At 64.5% G+C, this 18,130-nt stretch carries 13 protein-coding genes and 1 tRNA gene; 6 read left to right on the forward strand and 8 right to left on the reverse strand.

What is annotated here, in order from left to right; translation table 11 throughout:
- Positions 1-58: 58 nt before the first annotated feature.
- A tRNA-Gln gene (locus AC6JA3_RS14820) sits at positions 59-130 on the reverse strand.
- Positions 131-429: 299 nt separating this feature from the next.
- Between AC6JA3_RS14820 and AC6JA3_RS14825 the strand changes: the two genes are divergently transcribed.
- Together AC6JA3_RS14825 and AC6JA3_RS14830 are read left to right on the forward strand one after the other, a co-directional pair.
- Positions 430-1,029: a TetR/AcrR family transcriptional regulator gene (locus AC6JA3_RS14825; RefSeq protein ID WP_026542776.1), complete on the forward strand. Its 600-nt coding sequence runs from the start codon at positions 430-432 to the stop codon at positions 1,027-1,029.
- Between the two features lie 215 nt (positions 1,030-1,244).
- On the forward strand, positions 1,245-1,646 hold the full coding sequence (locus AC6JA3_RS14830) for a VOC family protein (protein ID WP_223944966.1): 402 nt from the start codon (positions 1,245-1,247) through the stop codon (positions 1,644-1,646).
- A gap of 343 nt (positions 1,647-1,989) precedes the next feature.
- Here AC6JA3_RS14830 and AC6JA3_RS14835 read toward each other — a convergent pair whose 3' ends face one another.
- The 5 genes from AC6JA3_RS14835 to AC6JA3_RS14855 all read right to left on the reverse strand — a co-directional run bounded on the left by AC6JA3_RS14835 (position 1,990) and on the right by AC6JA3_RS14855 (position 8,105).
- The gene (locus AC6JA3_RS14835) at positions 1,990-3,819 is read right to left on the reverse strand and encodes an ABC-F family ATP-binding cassette domain-containing protein (RefSeq protein ID WP_497920191.1); all 1,830 of its coding nucleotides are present in this window, start codon (positions 3,817-3,819) and stop codon (positions 1,990-1,992) included.
- A 51-nt stretch (positions 3,820-3,870) separates the two neighbouring features.
- The gene (locus tag AC6JA3_RS14840) at positions 3,871-4,863 is read right to left on the reverse strand and encodes a 4-(cytidine 5'-diphospho)-2-C-methyl-D-erythritol kinase (protein ID WP_026542779.1); all 993 of its coding nucleotides are present in this window, start codon (positions 4,861-4,863) and stop codon (positions 3,871-3,873) included.
- Positions 4,860-5,741 carry a 16S rRNA (adenine(1518)-N(6)/adenine(1519)-N(6))-dimethyltransferase RsmA gene (gene rsmA / locus AC6JA3_RS14845; RefSeq protein ID WP_026542780.1) on the reverse strand — a complete coding sequence of 294 codons (882 nt, stop codon included), beginning with the start codon at positions 5,739-5,741 and terminating at the stop codon, positions 4,860-4,862. The genes AC6JA3_RS14840 and rsmA overlap by 4 nt, the downstream gene beginning before the upstream one ends.
- Before the next feature lie 26 nt (positions 5,742-5,767).
- A complete protein-coding gene (locus AC6JA3_RS14850) occupies positions 5,768-6,925 on the reverse strand; it encodes a resuscitation-promoting factor (protein WP_091550765.1) in 1,158 nt (385 codons plus the stop codon).
- A 292-nt stretch (positions 6,926-7,217) separates the two neighbouring features.
- Positions 7,218-8,105 (reverse strand): TatD family hydrolase, encoded by an 888-nt coding sequence (locus tag AC6JA3_RS14855; protein ID WP_497920192.1) that lies wholly within the window; start codon positions 8,103-8,105, stop codon positions 7,218-7,220.
- 196 nt (positions 8,106-8,301) lie between these two features.
- On the opposite strand from AC6JA3_RS14855, the gene AC6JA3_RS14860 reads away from it, so the two are divergent.
- Genes AC6JA3_RS14860 through AC6JA3_RS14870 form a run of 3 tightly spaced genes read left to right on the forward strand, consistent with a single transcriptional unit; the run spans position 8,302 to position 13,424 of the window.
- Positions 8,302-9,390 carry an AAA family ATPase gene (locus tag AC6JA3_RS14860; RefSeq protein WP_497920637.1) on the forward strand — a complete coding sequence of 363 codons (1,089 nt, stop codon included), beginning with the start codon at positions 8,302-8,304 and terminating at the stop codon, positions 9,388-9,390.
- Between the two features lie 9 nt (positions 9,391-9,399).
- Entirely contained in the window at positions 9,400-10,926 is a 1,527-nt protein-coding gene (locus tag AC6JA3_RS14865; RefSeq protein ID WP_497920193.1) for a DUF58 domain-containing protein, read from the forward strand.
- Complete coding sequence (locus tag AC6JA3_RS14870) at positions 10,923-13,424, forward strand: transglutaminase TgpA family protein (RefSeq protein ID WP_497920194.1); 2,502 nt, start codon at positions 10,923-10,925, stop codon at positions 13,422-13,424. The genes AC6JA3_RS14865 and AC6JA3_RS14870 overlap by 4 nt, the downstream gene beginning before the upstream one ends.
- A 241-nt stretch (positions 13,425-13,665) precedes the next feature.
- On the opposite strand, the gene AC6JA3_RS14875 is transcribed toward AC6JA3_RS14870, so the two are convergent.
- Both AC6JA3_RS14875 and rsmI read right to left on the reverse strand, forming a co-directional pair.
- Positions 13,666-15,147 (reverse strand): NAD-dependent succinate-semialdehyde dehydrogenase, encoded by a 1,482-nt coding sequence (locus AC6JA3_RS14875; protein WP_026542786.1) that lies wholly within the window; start codon positions 15,145-15,147, stop codon positions 13,666-13,668.
- 160 nt (positions 15,148-15,307) lie between these two features.
- Positions 15,308-16,183 carry a 16S rRNA (cytidine(1402)-2'-O)-methyltransferase gene (rsmI, locus tag AC6JA3_RS14880; RefSeq protein WP_497920638.1) on the reverse strand — a complete coding sequence of 292 codons (876 nt, stop codon included), beginning with the start codon at positions 16,181-16,183 and terminating at the stop codon, positions 15,308-15,310.
- Between the two features lie 218 nt (positions 16,184-16,401).
- Here rsmI and AC6JA3_RS14885 point away from each other — a divergent pair, with 218 nt between their 5' ends.
- Positions 16,402-18,126: a dolichyl-phosphate-mannose--protein mannosyltransferase gene (locus tag AC6JA3_RS14885; RefSeq protein WP_497920639.1), complete on the forward strand. Its 1,725-nt coding sequence runs from the start codon at positions 16,402-16,404 to the stop codon at positions 18,124-18,126.
- Positions 18,127-18,130 lie beyond the last annotated feature (4 nt).

Below are 18,130 nucleotides of genomic sequence, written 5' to 3' on the forward strand. Positions count from 1 at the left end.
CGGACCCGGGCACCGTTTGAGCCGTTCCAGGTACAGAGAGGAGCGCATTTTCCGACCGTTCCGCCCATAGGATTCGAACCTATACTCCACGGCTCCAAAGGCCGGGGTGCTGCCATTACACCAGAGCGGACCGTGCATGATTCACACCCTCAGGCAGCAGGGCCTGACAGTTTCCCGGGCTACCGGGATGCACACACAAGAAACTAGTTTGCCATGACCATTGCGTGCTTCGCGACTTGACCGCCCGATCCCCCTTCCGCGGCGCACCACAGGACGTGTCCTGGACCCCTTTCCACCCTGCCGCACCGGGCCCGCACCCTGCCCTTAAGGCATGATGGTCACGTGAGCAAGCGCACTGAACTCCCCCGGCCCGAGGAAACCGCCGAGCCCTTGGAACAGGTTTCCAGCGGCCCCGCAGTACGCACCAGGATGACCGGGCAACAGCGCAAATCCCAACTGATCGGCATTGGCCGGGCACTCTTCGCGGCCCGCGGCCTCGATGGCACCACCATTGAGGAAATCGCTGCCAGCGCAGGAGTGTCAAAACCCGTCATCTACGAGCACTTCGGCTCCAAGGAAGGCCTGTACAGGCAGGTTGTGGAGACCGAATTCCGGATTCTGCTGGACTCCATCACCGAGGCCCTCAGCACCGAAGCCAAGCCCCGGGTCCTGGTGGAACGGGCAGCGTTGGCCCTCCTCGGCTACATCGAAGACCGCACCGACGGTTTCCGGATCCTGATGCGCGATGCCCCGCCCTCACAGCCCGAAGGCGCCTTCTCCACACTTCTCTCGCACGTCACGGCACGGGTGGAGCACCTGCTGTCCGACGAATTCGCCCGCCGGGGATTCAGCGCCGCGGACGGTGCCATGTATGCGCAGATGCTGGTGGGAATGGTGGCGATGACCGGACAGTGGTGGCTCGACAGCCGCACGCCGGACAAACGGGCTGTTGCCGCGCACTTGGTGAACCTGGCTTGGAACGGCCTTACGGGTCTGCAGAAGGAACCTGGACTGCGTTCAGAAGCCTGACTGCGTGTGAGCCTGTGGACACCTCCACGGCGCCAACGCCCTTCGCCGAGGCTTGGACACAATGCATAGGTGACCCTCCGCTCACGGGCGACCTTCATGCACCCTCTTCCACATCCCCCACCCTTCAACCCAACCCTCATCCACATCCCCCACCCTTCAACCCAACCCTCATCCACATCCCCCGCCCCTGAGCGGCGGGTTTGTAGGATGTGCACATGACAGCTCCCCAGCTCTACATCACCTTTCCCGGGACCGCGCGTGAGGCCCTGAGTTTCTACGCCGAGATTTTCGGCGGGGAGCTTTCGTTGCACAGCTTTGCTGAATTCAACCGAACTGACGGCCTCCCGGACGCCATCGCCCATGGCGTCCTGAGTGGCGTGGTCTCGCTGATGGGTTCAGATGCTGCCGGTGACGAAATGGCCGTCAGCATTCAAGGTGCCATGCTCTCACTGCTGGGAACTGCCGAACCCAAAGTTCTTCACGAATGGTTCGACAAACTGGCCGACGGAGGTCAAGTCCTGGATCCGCTGGCGCCAAAGCCTTGGGGTGCCTCAGACGGTCAAGTAGTTGACCGTCACGGTCTCCGCTGGCTCATAGGCTACGAAGGTGTGCGTTAGAGCCACCCAAACCCCGGGGATGTGAGAGACCGTCGCCCCCAAACCTCGGGGATGTGAGAGAACGTCGCCACCAAACCCAGGGGATGTGAGAGACCGTCGCCACCAAACCCAGGGGATGTGAGAGACCGTCGCCCCCAAACCCAGGGGATGTGAGAGACCGTTGGGAACACACAGGCGCAGCGGCGGGCATCCGGAAGCGTGCGTCAAAGCGACGAAGGAGCAGCACACGGAGGATGCGCGCCCCTGCGCCGCCAGCACGAGACACGAGCCACGAGCCACGAGACACGAGCCACGAGACACGAGCCAGCACGCGGAGGATGCGCGCCCCGGCACCCGCCAGGAACTACTCGCCGAGGATTTCGGCGGCCTCCAACCACTCGAGCTCAAGCCCCTCTTTTTCTTCGAGCAACTCCTGCAACTTGGCATTGAGCTCCCCCAGGGCGTCGAAGTCGCCCGATTCGGACTTCGCGGCCATCTGGGTGTGGAGCTTTTCTTCCTGCTGGGAGATCTTGCCGAGCTGCCGGTCGATCCTGTTGAGGTCCTTGCGGGCCTCGCGTTTTTCGGCTTCGCTGGCGCCGGACGGAGCGGCAGCGGAAGAAGAGCCGCTTGCAGAGGTCGGCGCACCGGAACTGCCACCGATGGCACCCGAGGCAAGGGCGGCTTCGCGCAGTTCGAGGTACTGATCCACGCCACCGAGCAGGCCGCGGAGCTTGCCGTCGCCGAGCAACGCCATCTGGTTGTCCGTGACGCGTTCCAGGAGGTAGCGGTCGTGGCTGACAACCACCAGGGTTCCGGGCCAGCCATCCAGGACGTCTTCAACGGCGGCCAACGTGTCGGTATCGAGGTCGTTGGTGGGTTCGTCAAGCATGAGGACGTTGGGCTCTCCTACCAGCAGGCGCAGGAGCTGGAGTCGTCGCCGCTCGCCACCGGAAAGGTCCGAAACGGGGGTCCACTGCTTTTCTTTGGTGAACCCAAGCTGTTCAACGAGCTGACCGGCAGTGAATTCCTTGCCGCCCACGCTGAAGGACCGCTTCTCGCGTTCGATCACTTCAATAACGCGCAGATCCGAAACGTCGTCCAGCTCTTTGACGTCCTGGGTGAGCACAGCAGTGACGACGGTCTTTCCGCGCTTCACTTTCCCGGAGCTTGGTTGGATCTCACCGTTGAGCAGTTTCAGCAGCGTGGACTTCCCGGCACCGTTCACACCCACCAGGCCCAGGCGTTCACCCGGGGCGAGCCGAAGCGTGATGTTGTCAAAGAGCTTCTGTCCGCTCTCGCCGCCCAAGAAGTCCAGGCTGACGTTTTCCAGGTCCAGAACGTCCTTGCCCAAGCGTGCGGTGGCCATTTTGCTCAGCGCCACGGAGTCACGGGGATCCGGCACGTCGGCGATGAGGTCGTTGGCAGCTTCGATGCGGAATTTGGGCTTGGCGGTCCTGGCGGGGGCGCCGCGCCTCAGCCAGGCCAGTTCCTTCTTGACGAGCTGCTGGCGTTTATTTTCGACGACGGCGGCCGTGCGGTCACGCTCGGCGCGGGCCAGAACGTAGGCGGCGTACCCGCCGTCGAACATGTCCACCATGGCATCGTGGACTTCCCAGGTGTAGTTGCAGACTTCGTCAAGGAACCAGCGGTCGTGGGTGACCACCAGGAAGGCGCCCTGGTTCGCGCGCCAGCGGGTCTTCAGGTGCCGGGCCAGCCAGGCGACGCCTTCGACGTCGAGGTGGTTGGTGGGTTCGTCAAGCATGATGACGTCGTGGTCTTCGATCAGGAGCTTGGCCAGCGCAACACGGCGCTTTTGCCCACCGGAGAGCGCATGGACGTTGGCGTGCCAGTCGACGTCGCCCACCAGGCCGCCCATGACTTCGCGGATCTTGGCGTTGGCGGCCCATTCGTGGTCCGCACGGTCGCCGACGATCGCGGCGCCCACCGTGAGGTCGCCGTCGAGTACATCTCCCTGGTCCAGGTAACCGACGTTGACGTCACCGCGTTTGGTGACACGGCCGGAGTCCGGCGTGGAGCGCAGGGCGAGCAGGCGCATGAGGGTGGACTTGCCGTCACCGTTGCGCCCCACCATGCCGATGCGGTCGCCATCCTCCAAACCGAGGGTGACGCCGTCGAGGACTGTGCGGGTCGCGAACGAAACGGTGAGGTTTTCGCCGCCGAGCAGGTGGGCCAATGGGTACTACTTTCTACTGCTGGAATGCGGAGGTACGGAGTTGGAGGGGTTCTAAAGCAGGGTATCGGAGATGATCCGGGCGCCCGGCACGGGGCCGTGGACAGCCAAAGCGGTGTGTCCGCGGTGACCCAGCTCTTCGGCAAGAACCGTGGCTGAGACCGAATCCCGGGCAAGCAGGGCGATGGTAGGCCCGGAGCCGGACACCATGCCGGCAAGTGCGCCGCGGGCCTCGCCCAGTCCAATGGTGTCCCGGAGCTGCGGGGCCAAAGCTATGGACGCCCGCTGGAGATCGTTGATGAGCACCCGGCTGAGGGTCTCCGGATCACCGTTGCGGAGCGCCTGCAGAATGGTGGGATCCACGTCAACAGGTTCAGGAATTTCGACGCCTTCCGAGTCCCGAAGGCCATCAAGAGTGCGGAAAACATCCGGCGTCGAAAGTCCGTAATCCGCGAAGACCAGCACCCAATCCATTTGCGCCTTGGCCAGGGCAGGCGATAGCTTGTCGCCCACGCCAAGCCCGACGGCGGTGCCTCCCAGGAGCGAGAACGGTACGTCTGCGCCCAACTCGGCTGCCAGATGGGCAAGTTCCTCGCGGGAAAGGCCGCTGTTCCAGAGTGCATCGCAGGCCAGCAGCGTGGCTGCGGCATCCGCTGAGCCGCCTCCCATGCCACCGGCGACCGGCACCCGCTTGGTGATTTCAAGGTGAACGCCGGTCGGCTTTTCGGACATTTCGGCCATGATCGCCGCTGCTTTGTAGGCAAGGTTCCGTTCATCCAGCGGGATGTCCACGCCGTCGAGGTCCAACGCACTGTCCGGGCTGATGCTGATGGTGATGCCGTCAGTCTCCGTGCTGGTGGCCGCCACCTCTTCGTACAGGGAGACCGCAAGGTAGACGCTGGCCACGGAGTGGTATCCATCGGGCCGCAGCGGGCCGACGCTCAGGGAGACGTTGACTTTCCCGGGCGCTTTGACGCGGACTGTCCGGGCATGGAAGCGGTCCCCCGCGAACGGGAGGCTGCTTGGTTTTCGGATGCCCGGGTTCATGCGTCCACGGGGTGGCGTGCTTCGGCGATTTTGACGTAGGCGGAGATGTCCAGGACCTCGCCGCGGGCGGTGGGGTCCACGCCGGCCGCAACCAGGCAGCGCTCTGCTTCTGCAGCACTGCCGGCCCAGCCGGCCAGGGCTGCACGGAGGGTCTTCCGACGCTGGGCAAAGGCGGCGTCGATCACGGCGAAGACCTGTTCGCGGGTGGCATGGGTTTGGGGCGGGTCATGGCGGGTGAAGGCCACAAGCCCGGAGTGGATTTTGGGTGCGGGCCAAAAGACGTTCATGCCGATCACGCCGGCTTTTCGCATATGCCCGTACCAGGCTGCCTTGACGGAGGGAACACCGTAGATCTTGGAGCCAGGTGTTGCAGCCAGCCGGTCTGCTACCTCGTCCTGGACCATGACCAAGCCGTGCTGCAGGCTCGGGAAGTGCTGCAGCAGGTGAAGCACCACCGGGACGGCAACGTTGTAGGGCAGGTTGGCTACCAATGCCGTTGGGGGCACGGGCAGTTCGGTGACCTTCATGGCGTCGGAAAGCACCAGGTGGAAGTTCTCTTCCGCCCCGGGCCGCCACGCCCGGACGGTTGCCGGCAGCTTTTCGGCCAGGACGGGGTCGATCTCCACCGCCACCACGGTCTTGGCGGCATCCAGCAAACCGAGGGTCAGGGATCCCAAGCCCGGGCCGACCTCCAGCACGGTTTCACCGGAGTCGATGTTTGCGGCAGATACGATCCTGCGGATGGTGTTGCCGTCGATGACAAAGTTCTGCCCGAGGGTCTTCGTGGGGCGTACACCGATTTCCTCGGCAAGCCGTCGAATGTCAGTGGCACCCATCAAAGGCGCGACGGCGGCGGGTTCGGAATTCGGTTCAGTCACCTAGGTATCGTATCGCCTGTGAGGGGTCAGGCTGCGTGCGCGCAGCCCCAGTCGCGGAGCCCGTTCTTGGCGTAGAGGCGGTTGGCGATGTCGATCTGCTGGGCCTTGGTGGCCAGGCTGGCGTTCGGAGCATAGGCGCCGCCACCGTTGGCAAGCCAGGTGGGGCTGGAGAACTGGAGGCCGCCGTAGTAGCCGTTGCCGCTGTTGATGGACCAGTTTCCGCCGGATTCACACTGGGCGATCCTGTCCCACATTGCCTCGTTCGGGGCACCGGTAGGACCGCTGGAGGTGGGGGCCGAAGCCTTGGCCGGAGCCGCAGCTACGGGGCGGGCTTTGGTGCCAACGCTGACCTTTTCGGTGACCGGCTTGGTGGTGACATTGCTCGAAACCAGGGCACGTGATGCTTCGCGTCCGTCAACCAGGACCAACTTGAAAGTCTTGACCAGGGAACCGGCTACGCCTTCCTGGGTCACCTTTTCTTCGCCCTTGTACAGATCGGCGGATTCGGTCTTGACGCTTTCGAAAGGCACCTCTTCGGTGGCTTCGGCGGTCTTGCTGAGGTCCACGCGGGAGACCTTGATCACCATGTCCTGGACGATGGGCGCGTTGCCAGGCTGTGAGATGCGGTCGTTGGCGCCGACGGTGATGCCGGAGTCCTTGAGGACAGTGGCGACGTCCGCCGCCGTCGTGGTGGTGCTGGTGTCCTTGCCGTCAGCCACCAGGCTGATGGTCTTGGGCGTGGAGATGGAAACGAAGGATCCGGTGACCTCCAGTGATGCTTCCTTGGGCTGGGAGATCTGGGAGGAGCTTGCCACGCCGAGTTCACTGACGAGCGCGGCAACGTCCGGGGCGTTCGTGTTCACGGTCTTGCGTGCACCGTCCAGTTCAATGGACACGGCCTTGGCGAGGTTGATGTTCACCACGGAACCGTTGTCTACGCGGGCGTCGAGGGCCGGTGAAACCCTGTCTGCGTCCTTCAGCTCGACCTTGGCCGCCTTGACCACCTGGTCAACGGTGCCGCCAAAGGTCTGGATGGAACTTACCTTGCCGTCCACGTTGAGGGTGACGGTCTTGTTGTTGCCCACGAAGGCGACAACACCGACCACCAGCGCTGCAACAACCAGCAACTGGGCACCGACTTTGAGGAAGCTGAACTTGCCATCCGTTGTGAAGAACTTGATCACGATTGCCCATAACTCTCAGACCGTCCGGGCACGGGGAAAAGCACAGAAATAATGCCAGCGGCAAAACGGAGGGGCCAGGCACAAAGCCTGGTCCCACACTTGCTGCCGGCATCTGCGCCGCCAATTACATTCAACTGATTCAGGCCGGTGTTAACCGGACCCAGCTGTCCGAAGGCCTTCCCCGACCCCGGCTACTTGTTTAACACAGTAACCGATCTGTTATAAACGAGCCAAGACTTCTGCATACCGGGTATTCATCCCCAGTTGCTCCAGGGACCCTTGCAGCACCGTCCTAGGCCCATGAACCGTAGGCCTGGAGCGTGTTTTCCGCCAGGCGCGAACAGAGCTCGGAAAGGTCATCTCCTGTCACTTCAGCCATGGACCGAACCGTGTACGGAACCATGTAGCTGGCATTGGGCCGTCCACGGTGCGGGTGGGGCGTGAGGAACGGTGAATCGGTTTCCACCAGGATCCGGCGTGGTTCGGCGATCGCCAAGGCTGCGCGAAGGTTCCCGGCGTTCTTGAATGTCATGGTGCCGGCAAACGACATGTACCACCCGTTCTGGTTGCAGGTCCGGGCCAATTCTTCGTCCCCGGAGAAACAGTGGAACACCACCCGTTCCGGGGCACCTTCTTCCATCAGGACCTGCACCACGTCGTCGTGGGCGTCACGGTCATGGATTTGCAAGGTCAATCCCAGCCGCTTGGCAATATCTATGTGTCGCCGGAAGGAGTACCGCTGGGCCACAAGCCCTTCCCCGTGGGTCCGGAAGAAATCCAACCCCGTTTCGCCGATGGCGCGGATTCGGGGGTGGCCTGCCAGCTCTTCGATCTCGGCCAGGGCCGAGTCCAGTTCGCCGCGCCCCGCGTAGACCGGGGCATCGTTGGGGTGAATCGCCACCGCCCCAAGCAGGCGGGGGTCCGCGTCCACAGCCTCGACGGTAAAGCGGGAGGACTCCAGGTCGCAGCCCACCTGGACGGCTCCCTGCACCCCAACAGCCTCGGCCGAATCCATGGCGTCCTTGACGGAAACCTCTATCAGCCCGTGCCTGAAATCCAAGTGCGTGTGGTTGTCCATGACGGGGACGGGAAGGGGTTCCGGTGCGGGCGGGTACTCCTTGCGGGAATCTGTATCCCCGGATGGTGCGCGGTACGGAGCAGGAGCGAGCGAATTACACATGCTCCCACCTTAATCGGACCGCGGTCCCCCTGAGTGGCGGCCGGGCCCGCGGAGATAAATTCCACTTGGCACATAAATTCCCGGGCACTATGTCAGAGGCGACCAATGTCTGGGTAGTCTGGAACGGACAGACGGTCAACAACAGCAACACATCACCATGATTGCTGATGCAGTGGCCACGGCTGAAGGGCAATCCATGGAGTCCAAGCGACAAGTATCCGTTGAACCTACCCCGTTCCAAGGGGAGGCTTACAGTACGCTGCCACGGGATGGTGCGGCACTGAATGGACACAGGCCGCAGGTCATGGACGCGGAGCGCTTCCACGATGCCAGCGAACGCATCCTGGGATCCATCAGCAAGGTCATTGATGGCAAAGCCGATGCCGCCAAGCTCGCTTTGACAGTGTTGCTGGCCCAGGGCCACCTCCTGCTGGAAGACGTTCCCGGCGTAGGCAAGACCCTGCTGGCAAAGACTTTGGCCCGGACCGTGGACTGCACGGTCTCCCGCATCCAGTTCACGCCCGATCTCCTGCCCTCGGACGTCACCGGTGTCTCCATCTACAACCAGTCCTCACGGCAGTTTGAGTTCCGGCCCGGCGCAGTGTTCGCGAACATAGTCATCGGCGACGAAATCAACCGTGCTTCGGCCAAGACCCAGTCCGCGCTGCTGGAGTGCATGGAAGAGCACCAGGTCACCGTTGACGGGCATTCCTACCAGCTGGGACTTCCCTTCATGGTGGTCGCGACACAGAACCCCATCGAAATGGAGGGCACCTACCCGCTGCCCGAGGCCCAGCGCGACCGTTTCATGGCAAGGATTTCCATGGGCTATCCGGACAAGGAGGCCGAAATCGAGATGCTGGAGACGCACCAGGCGGCTTCTCCCCTGGTCAACGTGACCCCCGTGGTCTCGGCCGCCGACGTCGCGGCCATGATCGCAGCCGTGCAGCAGGTGTATGTGTCCGCGGCAATCAAGGAGTACACCGTTGCCATCGGGCGGGCTACCCGCGACAGCGCCCGCCTCCGCCTCGGCGCGAGCCCGCGGTCCTTGTTGCAGCTGCTGAGGGCAGCCAAGGCAACTGCGGCGTTGGACGGCCGGGACTTCGTCCTGCCCGATGACGTAGTGGACGTGGCCGAATCTGTATTGGCGCACCGGATCATCCTGGACCGCAAAGCTGCGAGCTCCGGTGATACGCCGCAGAGCATCCTTCGGGGCATCCTGGCTGCCCTGCCGGTTGCCCAGGAACCACCCGGCGCATGGCGCAGGGACAGGCACACCGCCTAGGAGGCAGTAATGGCGCTCGTGGATCGGCTCCCCAAGCACTTGTTCACCAATCGCGGCTGGGGCTTGCTGGCGGCCGGAGCCGTCTCCCTCGGGTGCGCCTACGTCATGGGGAGGCGGGATCTGCTGACCCTGGCGGTCTTGTTGCTTATCCTGCCGCTCGTGGCCTTGGCCGGGGTACGTGTGCTGAAGCCCAAGTTCCAGGTGTACCGGGAGTTCAATCCCTCCACAGTGGAGACTTCCAACACCACCACCGTTCGTTTGGCTGTTGCCCGGTCCTCGTATTCCACGGGGCACGTCATCATGGAGGAGCAGTTGCCTCCCCGCTTCGGTTCGCCCCCGGCATTCCGTTTCCCGGCCCGCTCCGCGTCCGGAGGAACCAGCCGTTACGAATACCATCTGCGCTCCGGTAAGCGCGGACAGTTCCGCATCGGTCCGGTCACGGCAGAGTTCAGTGACCCCTTCGGTTTGTCGCTGCGGCGGCATGCAATCGACGACGGCGACATCCTCACCGTGACGCCGGCCGCCGTCGAACTTCCTGTCACCGGGCTGGCAGGTGCGCGCGGCAACGACGGTGTGACAGCCACGCGCATCAGGGCCAACCCCAGCGACGATGACATCATGACCCGCGAATACCGGCATGGCGATCCCATGCGCCGGGTCCATTGGGCGGCCACGGCACGTCACGGCCAGCTCATGGTCCGCCAGGAGGAATCGGTGACCACCCCCGAGGCCACCCTTATCCTTGACCAGCGCTTCACCGCTTTTGCAGCAGGCTCGGGTTTCATGTCCGGAGGCCACGACGAGGACTCGGACCTGGTGACCAGCCCCGGCTTCGAATGGGTGGTGACGGCGGCAATGTCCATAGCGGCGCATCTGGCGGAGTCAAACTACTCCTTGCGGGTACTGGATGTTTTCGGCAGCCCCGCGTTCATCCGTTCGCGATCGGCGTCGGAGCCGGATACCGAAGAATTCACCGGCATCGGCGGGCTGCAGGCCATCGCCGAAGGGCTGGCCGCCATTGAACTCAGCGGCCCCAGGCACACCCGTGCAGAGCACCATAAGCCGGACCACAATAAGCCTGAGCACCACGGGCCCGACCAGCACAGGCCGGACCAGCGCAGGGCAGACAACCACAGGGCCGACCACGCCGCTGGCCCCGCAACGACCCCCGCAGCGGCCCCCGCCAGCTCGGATGCCTCCGATTCCGCCTTCGATGACCGGCTCATGGACAAACTGGCCGCCCACCGCCTTCGCGGCCCGCTTCTTGCCCTGCTGGGCACCCTGACTCCTGCCGAGGCCCGGTCGCTGGCGCCCGCGGCAGCGTACGGTGCCAACGCGTTTGTCCTGATGGTCAGTGATGCCAACCGGAACAATGATGATGTCCTGGAGATTCTGCGCCTGGCAGGTTGGCGTGTGGCCGTGGTGACCTCCAGGACCCAGTTGGCCGCTGCCTGGTCTTCCTTTGACGAAGGCGGAATCGTGGCCGCGGCAGGAGCAGCCATGGACGTTCGCCGTGGAGCGGCGGTGCCGCGATGACCGCTACATCCCATCGGGGGTCCCCTGCCCCTGTTCATCCCGGCGGAACCACCGGGCCAAAGCCGTCGGGGTCCCCGCGCCCACGAACCCCTGGCCCCGGCCCTTACCCCTGGGTCATGGCAGGGTCGATCGTTGTTGCCGTCCTGGGCGCTGCTTTGTCCTTGAACGGTGTCCTCAGGGGGTGGGCCTGGTTCATGCCCTTGATCACCACAGTGGTGGTTGTTGCGCTGACGTTGGCCCTCCTCCGGGCGCTCCGGGCCAAACCGCTGTTGGCTACCTTGGGTTCGTTCGCCTCGCTCGCGGGGATTCTCAGCTTCACCTTCTTCAGGCAGGAAAGCCTGGCGGGCTTCATCCCCACTCCGGGGACCTTGACCGCCGTCGGACGCCTGGTCAAACGCGCTGCCGAGACGGTGGTTTCCGAAAGTGCCCCTGTGGCTCCCAACGCGGGAATCGTCTTCGTCATGTGCGCGTGTTTGGGTCTCCTGGTGATCCTGATCGACGCTTTGGCAGTGCCACTTTCGATGCCCGCAGCCAGCGGTATCGGCCTTCTGGCAGTGATGGTGGTTCCGGCCACCATCAAACCGCAGAGCGTGGGCGTTGCCGGTTTCATTGGCGCCGCTGTTGGGTACCTCCTCATTTTGGGATGCAGCCACTGGTTTGCCCCTGATGCCAGGCTCCAGTCTGGATCCGGCAGGGGCTCGGGCCAATTCCGGCGCTCCTTGGTGACCGGAGGCTTGGCGCTGGCCTTGACCATGGTGGTGCCGCTGGCCATTCCGGGGTTCGAGACCGGGACCTTTCCCCAAGGATCGCGGCTGAGTCCGTGGGGCACCTCCAACGGACTCAACCCCATGATCACGCTGGGCAACAGCCTCCGGAGCCCCACGGGATCGGGCCGCATCACCTATGCAACCAGTGCCAGCGGCCCTCTTTACCTGAGGTCAGTGACCATTGACCACTTCGACGGCGAAACCTGGGCCCCGGATGACCGTACAGCGCAGCGGCGCGCGGGTGCCGACAGGATCGAAACCGGATACGCGGTCCAAGGCGAAGTGGTGAACACAGTGACGTCGGTCAATGCCGGCCTGTTCACCAGCCCCTACCTTCCTGCTCCCTTCGCGCCAGCATCGGTCAACGGCCTTAATGGGCGGTGGACCTGGGATCCTGCCACGTTGAGCATCATGAGTAACGAGACCACCACCCGGGCCCAGCGGTATGTGGTGTTTTCAGGAGCCCCGAAAATCACGGCGGAATCCCTGTCCCGGGCCACCGCGGCCCCCCAAGGCATCTCAGAGGACTTCCTGCGGATTCCGGGGAACCTTCCCGACATCGTGCGGCAAACAGCTGATTCCGTCACGGCTTCCCAGAGCAGCAACTACGGCAAGGCACTGGCCATCCAGAAATACCTGCGCTCCGGTGAATTTACGTACTCTTTGCAGGCGCCGGTGCAGAACGGCTACGACGGCAACGGTCTCTCAGTCCTGGCCGACTTCCTTACCGTCAAGAGTGGCTACTGCGTCCATTTCTCTTCGGCAATGGCCGTCATGGCGCGTGCTGAGGGTATTCCCAGCCGCATTGCCGTGGGTTACGCACCCGGCCGGCTGACAGGCGAGTCGGTGGCGTTGGTGGGCCAGGGTTCCTTCCCTGAGTACGAGGTAGATGCCCGGGATGCCCATGCGTGGCCCGAGCTCTACTTCGAGGGCCTCGGCTGGGTGCCGTTCGAGCCCACTCCTTCGCGCGGCGTCGTCCCCCAGTACGCTACGGAAACCTCCGTTCCGGGCAACCTCAGCACCAATGCGGACGAAAAAGAAGTCCTGACCACCCCGGCCCCGGCCACGCCGGCCCCTGTTCCGTTGCCGGGCGTGGAAACTCCCGCTGGGGGAACAACCAACGCGAACCCGCTGCCGGTCATCGGCGCGGCGGCTGCAGGCGTGGTACTGCTGCTCGCGTTGCTGTGGTCACCGCGGCTGAGCCGGACCATACTGCGGCGGCGCCGCCTGAACCAAAAGCCTGCCGACGACGCCGATGCCCTGGAGGCCGGCTTCAAGGATCCCGTCCCTGAGCTGGCGTGGGCGGAGCTGCAGGACCTCGCTGCGGACTACGGTTTGCCGTCGACGCCCAGCGAAACGCCAAGGCACTTCTCAGCAAGGCTTCGCTCCAGCGCAGCCCTCGGGGAAGCTGGAGGAATGGACGACGCCGCTCACGTCGCGGTTGCCTCACTCACCTCGGATTTCGAGCGGCAGCGTTATGGCCGTTGGAGCGCACCGGCAGCGGCGCCAGCGGCAGCGGCGCGCGTCGCCGTCGTGCGTGAATCCTTGCGTACCAATGCCCGCTGGCTGGTGCGCTTCCGCGCCGACTGGCTGCCTCCGTCGATGATGCGTCGGTGGGTCCATGCGCTGGGCGCACCGTTCCGGGCCATAAGTTCCCTCGGTACTGCTTCCGGGCGAGGGGTTGCCCGGTGGTGGCGGACGCTGCGGGGAGCGCTCCCCCAGCGGCGCTGACGCCACAGCTGCGCCGTCGCCACACCGCCACCGACGCCACAGCTGCGCTGACGCCCCAGCGGCGCCGTCGCCACACCGGCGCCGACCTCACACCGCCACCGACCTCACAGCGGCGCTGGATCCTGCAGACAGCAAAAGGCCCGGTCCCAGGAACTTGTGGTTCCCGGGACCGGGCCCTTGCGTTTACCGGCCGTTCTTGTTGCGAGAGCGGCGGGCGTGCTCCTTGGTGGAAAGAGCAGGCTTAGTCGGCGTACGGGTCCGCGATACCCACGTACTGGGTGTACAGGTACTCTTCGATGCCTTCGGAGCCGCCTTCACGGCCCAGCCCGGACTGCTTGACGCCACCGAACGGTGCCGCCGCGTTGGAGATGACTCCGGCGTTCAGGCCGAGCATGCCGGTTTCGATCCGCTCACTGATGCGCAGGCCACGGTTGAGGTCCTTGGTGAAGACGTAGGCCACCAGTCCGTATTCGGTGTTGTTGGCCAGGCGAACGGCGTCGTCCTCGGTGGAGAAGGTGATGATCGGCGCTACCGGCCCGAAGATCTCTTCCTGGAGGATACGGGCGTCGGCCGCGACGTTCTTCAGCACGGTGGGCTGGTAGAAGTATCCGGGACCGTCGACGGCGGCACCACCGGTGACGGCAGTGGCACCTCCTGCTACGGCTTCAGAAACCAGGGCGTGAACGCCGTCGCGGGCCTTGCCGTCGATCAGCGGGCCAACCTTGGACTCGGGCTCGGTACCGCGGGCAGTGGTGAGCGAGCCGATCTTGGCGGCAAACTTCTCGGCGAAGGAGTCGGCGATGGACTCGTGCACAATGAAGCGGTTCGCAGCGGTGCAGGCCTCACCCATGTTGCGCATCTTCGCTGCGATGGCACCCTCAACTGCCTTGTCCAGGTCAGCGTCCTCGAAGACCACGAACGGGGCGTTGCCGCCAAGTTCCATGGAGGTGCGCAGGACCTTGTCGGCGGCTTCGCGGATCAGTGCCTGGCCCACCGGGGTGGAGCCGGTGAAGGAGATCTTGCGGAGACGGTCATCCTTGATCAGCGGGCCGGTGACAGCACCGGCGGTGGAGGTCTGGATGACGTTGAGCACACCGGCGGGAAGGCCGGCCTCCTGCATGACCTGTGCGAACAGCAGGCTGGTCAGAGGGGTCAGGTTGGCGGGCTTGAGCACCATGGTGCAACCGGCGGCGACGGCCGGGGCAACCTTGCGGGTAGCCATGGCCAGCGGGAAGTTCCACGGGGTGATCAGCAGGCAGGGGCCCACCGGCTTCTTCTGCACCAGGAGGCGGTTCTTGCCATCGGGGGCTGCAGAGTAGCGGCCGGACACGCGGACGGCTTCCTCGGAGAACCACCGCAGGAACTCTGCGCCATAGGTGACTTCGCCGCGGGCCTCGGCCAAGGGCTTGCCCATTTCCAAGGTCATCAGCAGTGCGAAGTCCTCGGCGCGTTCGGTGACCAGTTCAAAGGCGCGGCGCAGGATCTCGCCGCGTTCGCGGGGGGCGGTGCGGGCCCAATCGGCCTGGGCGGCAGCAGCGGCGTCGAGGGCGGCAGCGCCGTCTTCAGCACCGGCATCGGAGATGCTGAGCAGGACCTTGCCCGTTGCCGGGTCCTCAACATCAAAGGTCTTTCCGGATCCGGCCGGGCGCCACTGACCGTTGATCAGCAGGCCGGTGGGGACGGAAGCCAGCAGTTCGCTTTCGCGTTCAACCGTGACAGTCATGGCGACTCCTTCGTCTTGGGTGCTTTGGAGAATTGCACCACTGGGGTTCGTTGCCGGAAGTGGCGTGAATTACTGCCACCGTACTGCCCCGTGAGAAGGAGTGTCTACGCCTTCACGCACTGCCATGCAGGCGCTGAATTGTGCAGCTGCACAGCGTCGATCAGCGCGCTGAGAGTACCGCCGAGTACAGTTCCCGCTTGCTGACGCGGGCGTCCTCCGCCACTGCTGCCACGGCTTCCTTGAGGCGGATGCCCTGGGAGATGAGTTCGTTAACGGCTGCGACGTGGTCCTCGGGTTTGCCGGGCTCCTGTTCAGGCGCACCACCAACTACCACGGCGATCTCGCCGCGGACTTCGTTGTTCTCTGCCCACTGGAGCAGTTCGCGCAGGGTTCCGCGAATAACTTCCTCATAGGTCTTGGTCAGCTCGCGGCACACCGCTACGCGGCGATCGGCACCAAAGCGCTCGTGGAGTGCCCGGAGCATCACTTCGAGCCGATGCGGGGCCTCGAAGAAGACCATGGTGCGGCGCTCGTCCGCGAGGTCCGCGAGGCGTGAGTTCCGCTCCCCCGCTTTACGCGGCAGGAACCCCTCAAAGCAGAAGCGGTCGGTTGGCAAGCCGGACAGTGCCAATGCGGTCAGAACGGCCGAGGGGCCAGGGACGGCGGTGACGGTCAAGCCCGCGGCAACGGCGCCTTCCACCAAACGGAACCCGGGGTCCGATACGGCAGGCATTCCGGCGTCGCTGACCATCAGGATGGTCTTTCCTGCCCGCACATGGTCCAGGAGCTCGCCGGTCTTTGCTGCCTCGTTGTGCTCGTGGTAGCTGATGACCCGTCCGGAGACTTCCACTCCCAGGGCCGTCACCAACCGGTGCAACCGCCTGGTGTCCTCTGCAGCCACGATGTCTGCGGTCCCCAGGAGTTCAATCAGCCTCGTGGTCGCATCACCCACGTTTCCGATGGGGGTGGCAGCCAGGACAATCCTGCCCACGCCCGGAGTTGCGCCGGCGCCGGCTGCAGGAACGGCCTCGTCCAGTTCGTCGCTGTAAGGTGCCTCGTCCGGGGTGCTGCGCTGTTCGTCCACCTGCCAAGCCTAATGCCGCGCTGCCTCCAGCGCCGCACCTCAACGCTGCGGCAAGGATGGAAAGGTAGCATGGGCGGGTGAACCAGTCGCCCGTTCCTGCCAGCACTTCCGGAACTCCTGTGGCGTCCCCAGCAACCACCGGAGCCGGTGACGCGGCTGCAGCGGACACCATGGAGCAACCGTCCGCCCCGGTTCCCGGGGACTTGACGCGGCAACGGCGGACCCTGCCTGCCAATCACACGCAGGCCACGACGCTGCCCGGCCGCGGGCTGGAAGGCCACCGGTGGATAGCCCGGCCAGTGGAGGCTTACACCGTCGAGGCCCTCAAGGAGCGCCTCATCGGCGGGATCCAGAGCTGGCGGGACTACCCGCCGTCGCTGCGCCTGTGGTTCTGGCTGATCCCTACCATCACTGCGGTGCTGGGCGGCATCCTCCGCTTCTTCCGGCTGGATGCTCCGCACAGCCTGGTGTTCGACGAGACCTACTACGTCAAGGACGCGTACTCCTATCTGGTGAGCGGCTACGAGCGCAGCTGGCCGGCGAACGCCAACGACTCCTTCAATGCCGGCAACCCCAACGTCCTCCTCAATACCCCGGAGTATGTTGTCCACCCGCCGGTAGGCAAGTGGATGATCACCTTTGGAATGTGGCTGTTCGGTGGCGACAACCCGTTCGGCTGGCGTTTCTCCGCAGCGCTGGCGGGAACAGTGACCGTATTCCTCGTCTCGCTTATCGCCCTGAAGTTGTTCCGCTCCCACACGCTCGGCGCCGTTGCCGGGCTCCTGCTGGCCATTGATGGCCATCACTTGGTGCTCTCCAGAACTGCTTTGCTGGACGTTTTCCTTGCGTTGTGGATCCTTGCCGCCTTCGGTGCCCTGCTGTTGGACCGCGACGACGGCCGCCGTCGTCTGGCTTCACGGCTCGCCGCGCAGGCGGCTGCTTCCCCGCAGGGCCGCCCGTCACCTACGCAGTTGGTGGCCGGCCCATGGCTCGGAATGCGCTGGTGGCGGCTGGTTGCGGGGATCTGCCTCGGTTTGGCCGTGGGAACCAAATGGTCGGCTTTGTTCTTCGTAGCCGCCTTCGGCGTGATGACGGTCCTCTGGGACCTGAACGCGCGGCGTATTGCCGGTATCCGCAGCTGGTTCAGCGCCGGCATCCTCAAGGACGGCCTCCTGGCTTTCGTCACCATTATTCCGGCAGCAGCGGTCACCTATGCAGCTACATGGACGGGCTGGTTCCTGTCCAAGGATGCCTACTACCGGCAGTGGGCGGCCACCAACCCTGCACCGGGATGGGATTGGCTGCCCAATTCCGTGCGGTCCCTGGCCCACTACCATTTGGAGGCGTACAAGTTCCATCAGGGACTCAGCTCGGACCATCCGTACGAGTCCAGCCCCTGGACCTGGCTCGTCATGGGCAGGCCTACGTCCTTCTACTACCAGACCCCCAAACAGGGCACCCCTGGCTGCGTGGTGGAAACCTGTTCCTCGGCCATCCTGCCCGTCGGCAATCCGGTGGTGTGGTGGGGTGGAACCATTGCGCTGGTCATCCTGTTGTTCTGGTGGGCCGGCCGCCGCGACTGGCGGGCAGGTGCCATCCTGGCCGGTGTCGCCGCCGGGTACCTTCCGTGGTTCATGTATCCGGAACGCACCATGTTCATTTTCTATGCGGTGTCCTTTGAACCGTTCCTCGTCCTTGGCCTGACCTACGTGCTGGGCCTGGTCCTGGGCCGCAGCAGCGACCCTCCGTGGCGGCGTCGATCAGGGCTCTACGTGGTGGGATTTGTGGTGGTCCTGGCAGTGGTGGCGACAGCGTTCTTCTACCCCGTCCTGACCGCGGAAGTGATCAGCTACCAGGAGTGGCGGATGAGGATGTGGATGCCGTCGTGGATCTAGGAGG

Source organism: Arthrobacter sp. TmtSoilC79, assembly GCF_059739405.1.

What these genes read in the sequence shown, in the direction of transcription:
- AC6JA3_RS14825 (WP_026542776.1), top strand. Translation starts at nt 430, where the DNA reads ATGACCGGGCAACAGCGCAAATCCCAACTGATCGGCATTGGCCGGGCA.
- AC6JA3_RS14830 (WP_223944966.1), top strand. Translation starts at nt 1,245, where the DNA reads ATGACAGCTCCCCAGCTCTACATCACCTTTCCCGGGACCGCGCGTGAG.
- AC6JA3_RS14840 (WP_026542779.1), bottom strand. Translation starts at nt 4,863, where the DNA reads ATGAACCCGGGCATCCGAAAACCAAGCAGCCTCCCGTTCGCGGGGGAC.
- AC6JA3_RS14855 (WP_497920192.1), bottom strand. Translation starts at nt 8,105, where the DNA reads ATGTGTAATTCGCTCGCTCCTGCTCCGTACCGCGCACCATCCGGGGAT.
- AC6JA3_RS14860 (WP_497920637.1), top strand. Translation starts at nt 8,302, where the DNA reads ATGGAGTCCAAGCGACAAGTATCCGTTGAACCTACCCCGTTCCAAGGG.
- AC6JA3_RS14865 (WP_497920193.1), top strand. Translation starts at nt 9,400, where the DNA reads ATGGCGCTCGTGGATCGGCTCCCCAAGCACTTGTTCACCAATCGCGGC.
- AC6JA3_RS14870 (WP_497920194.1), top strand. Translation starts at nt 10,923, where the DNA reads ATGACCGCTACATCCCATCGGGGGTCCCCTGCCCCTGTTCATCCCGGC.
- AC6JA3_RS14875 (WP_026542786.1), bottom strand. Translation starts at nt 15,147, where the DNA reads ATGACTGTCACGGTTGAACGCGAAAGCGAACTGCTGGCTTCCGTCCCC.
- AC6JA3_RS14885 (WP_497920639.1), top strand. Translation starts at nt 16,402, where the DNA reads ATGGAGCAACCGTCCGCCCCGGTTCCCGGGGACTTGACGCGGCAACGG.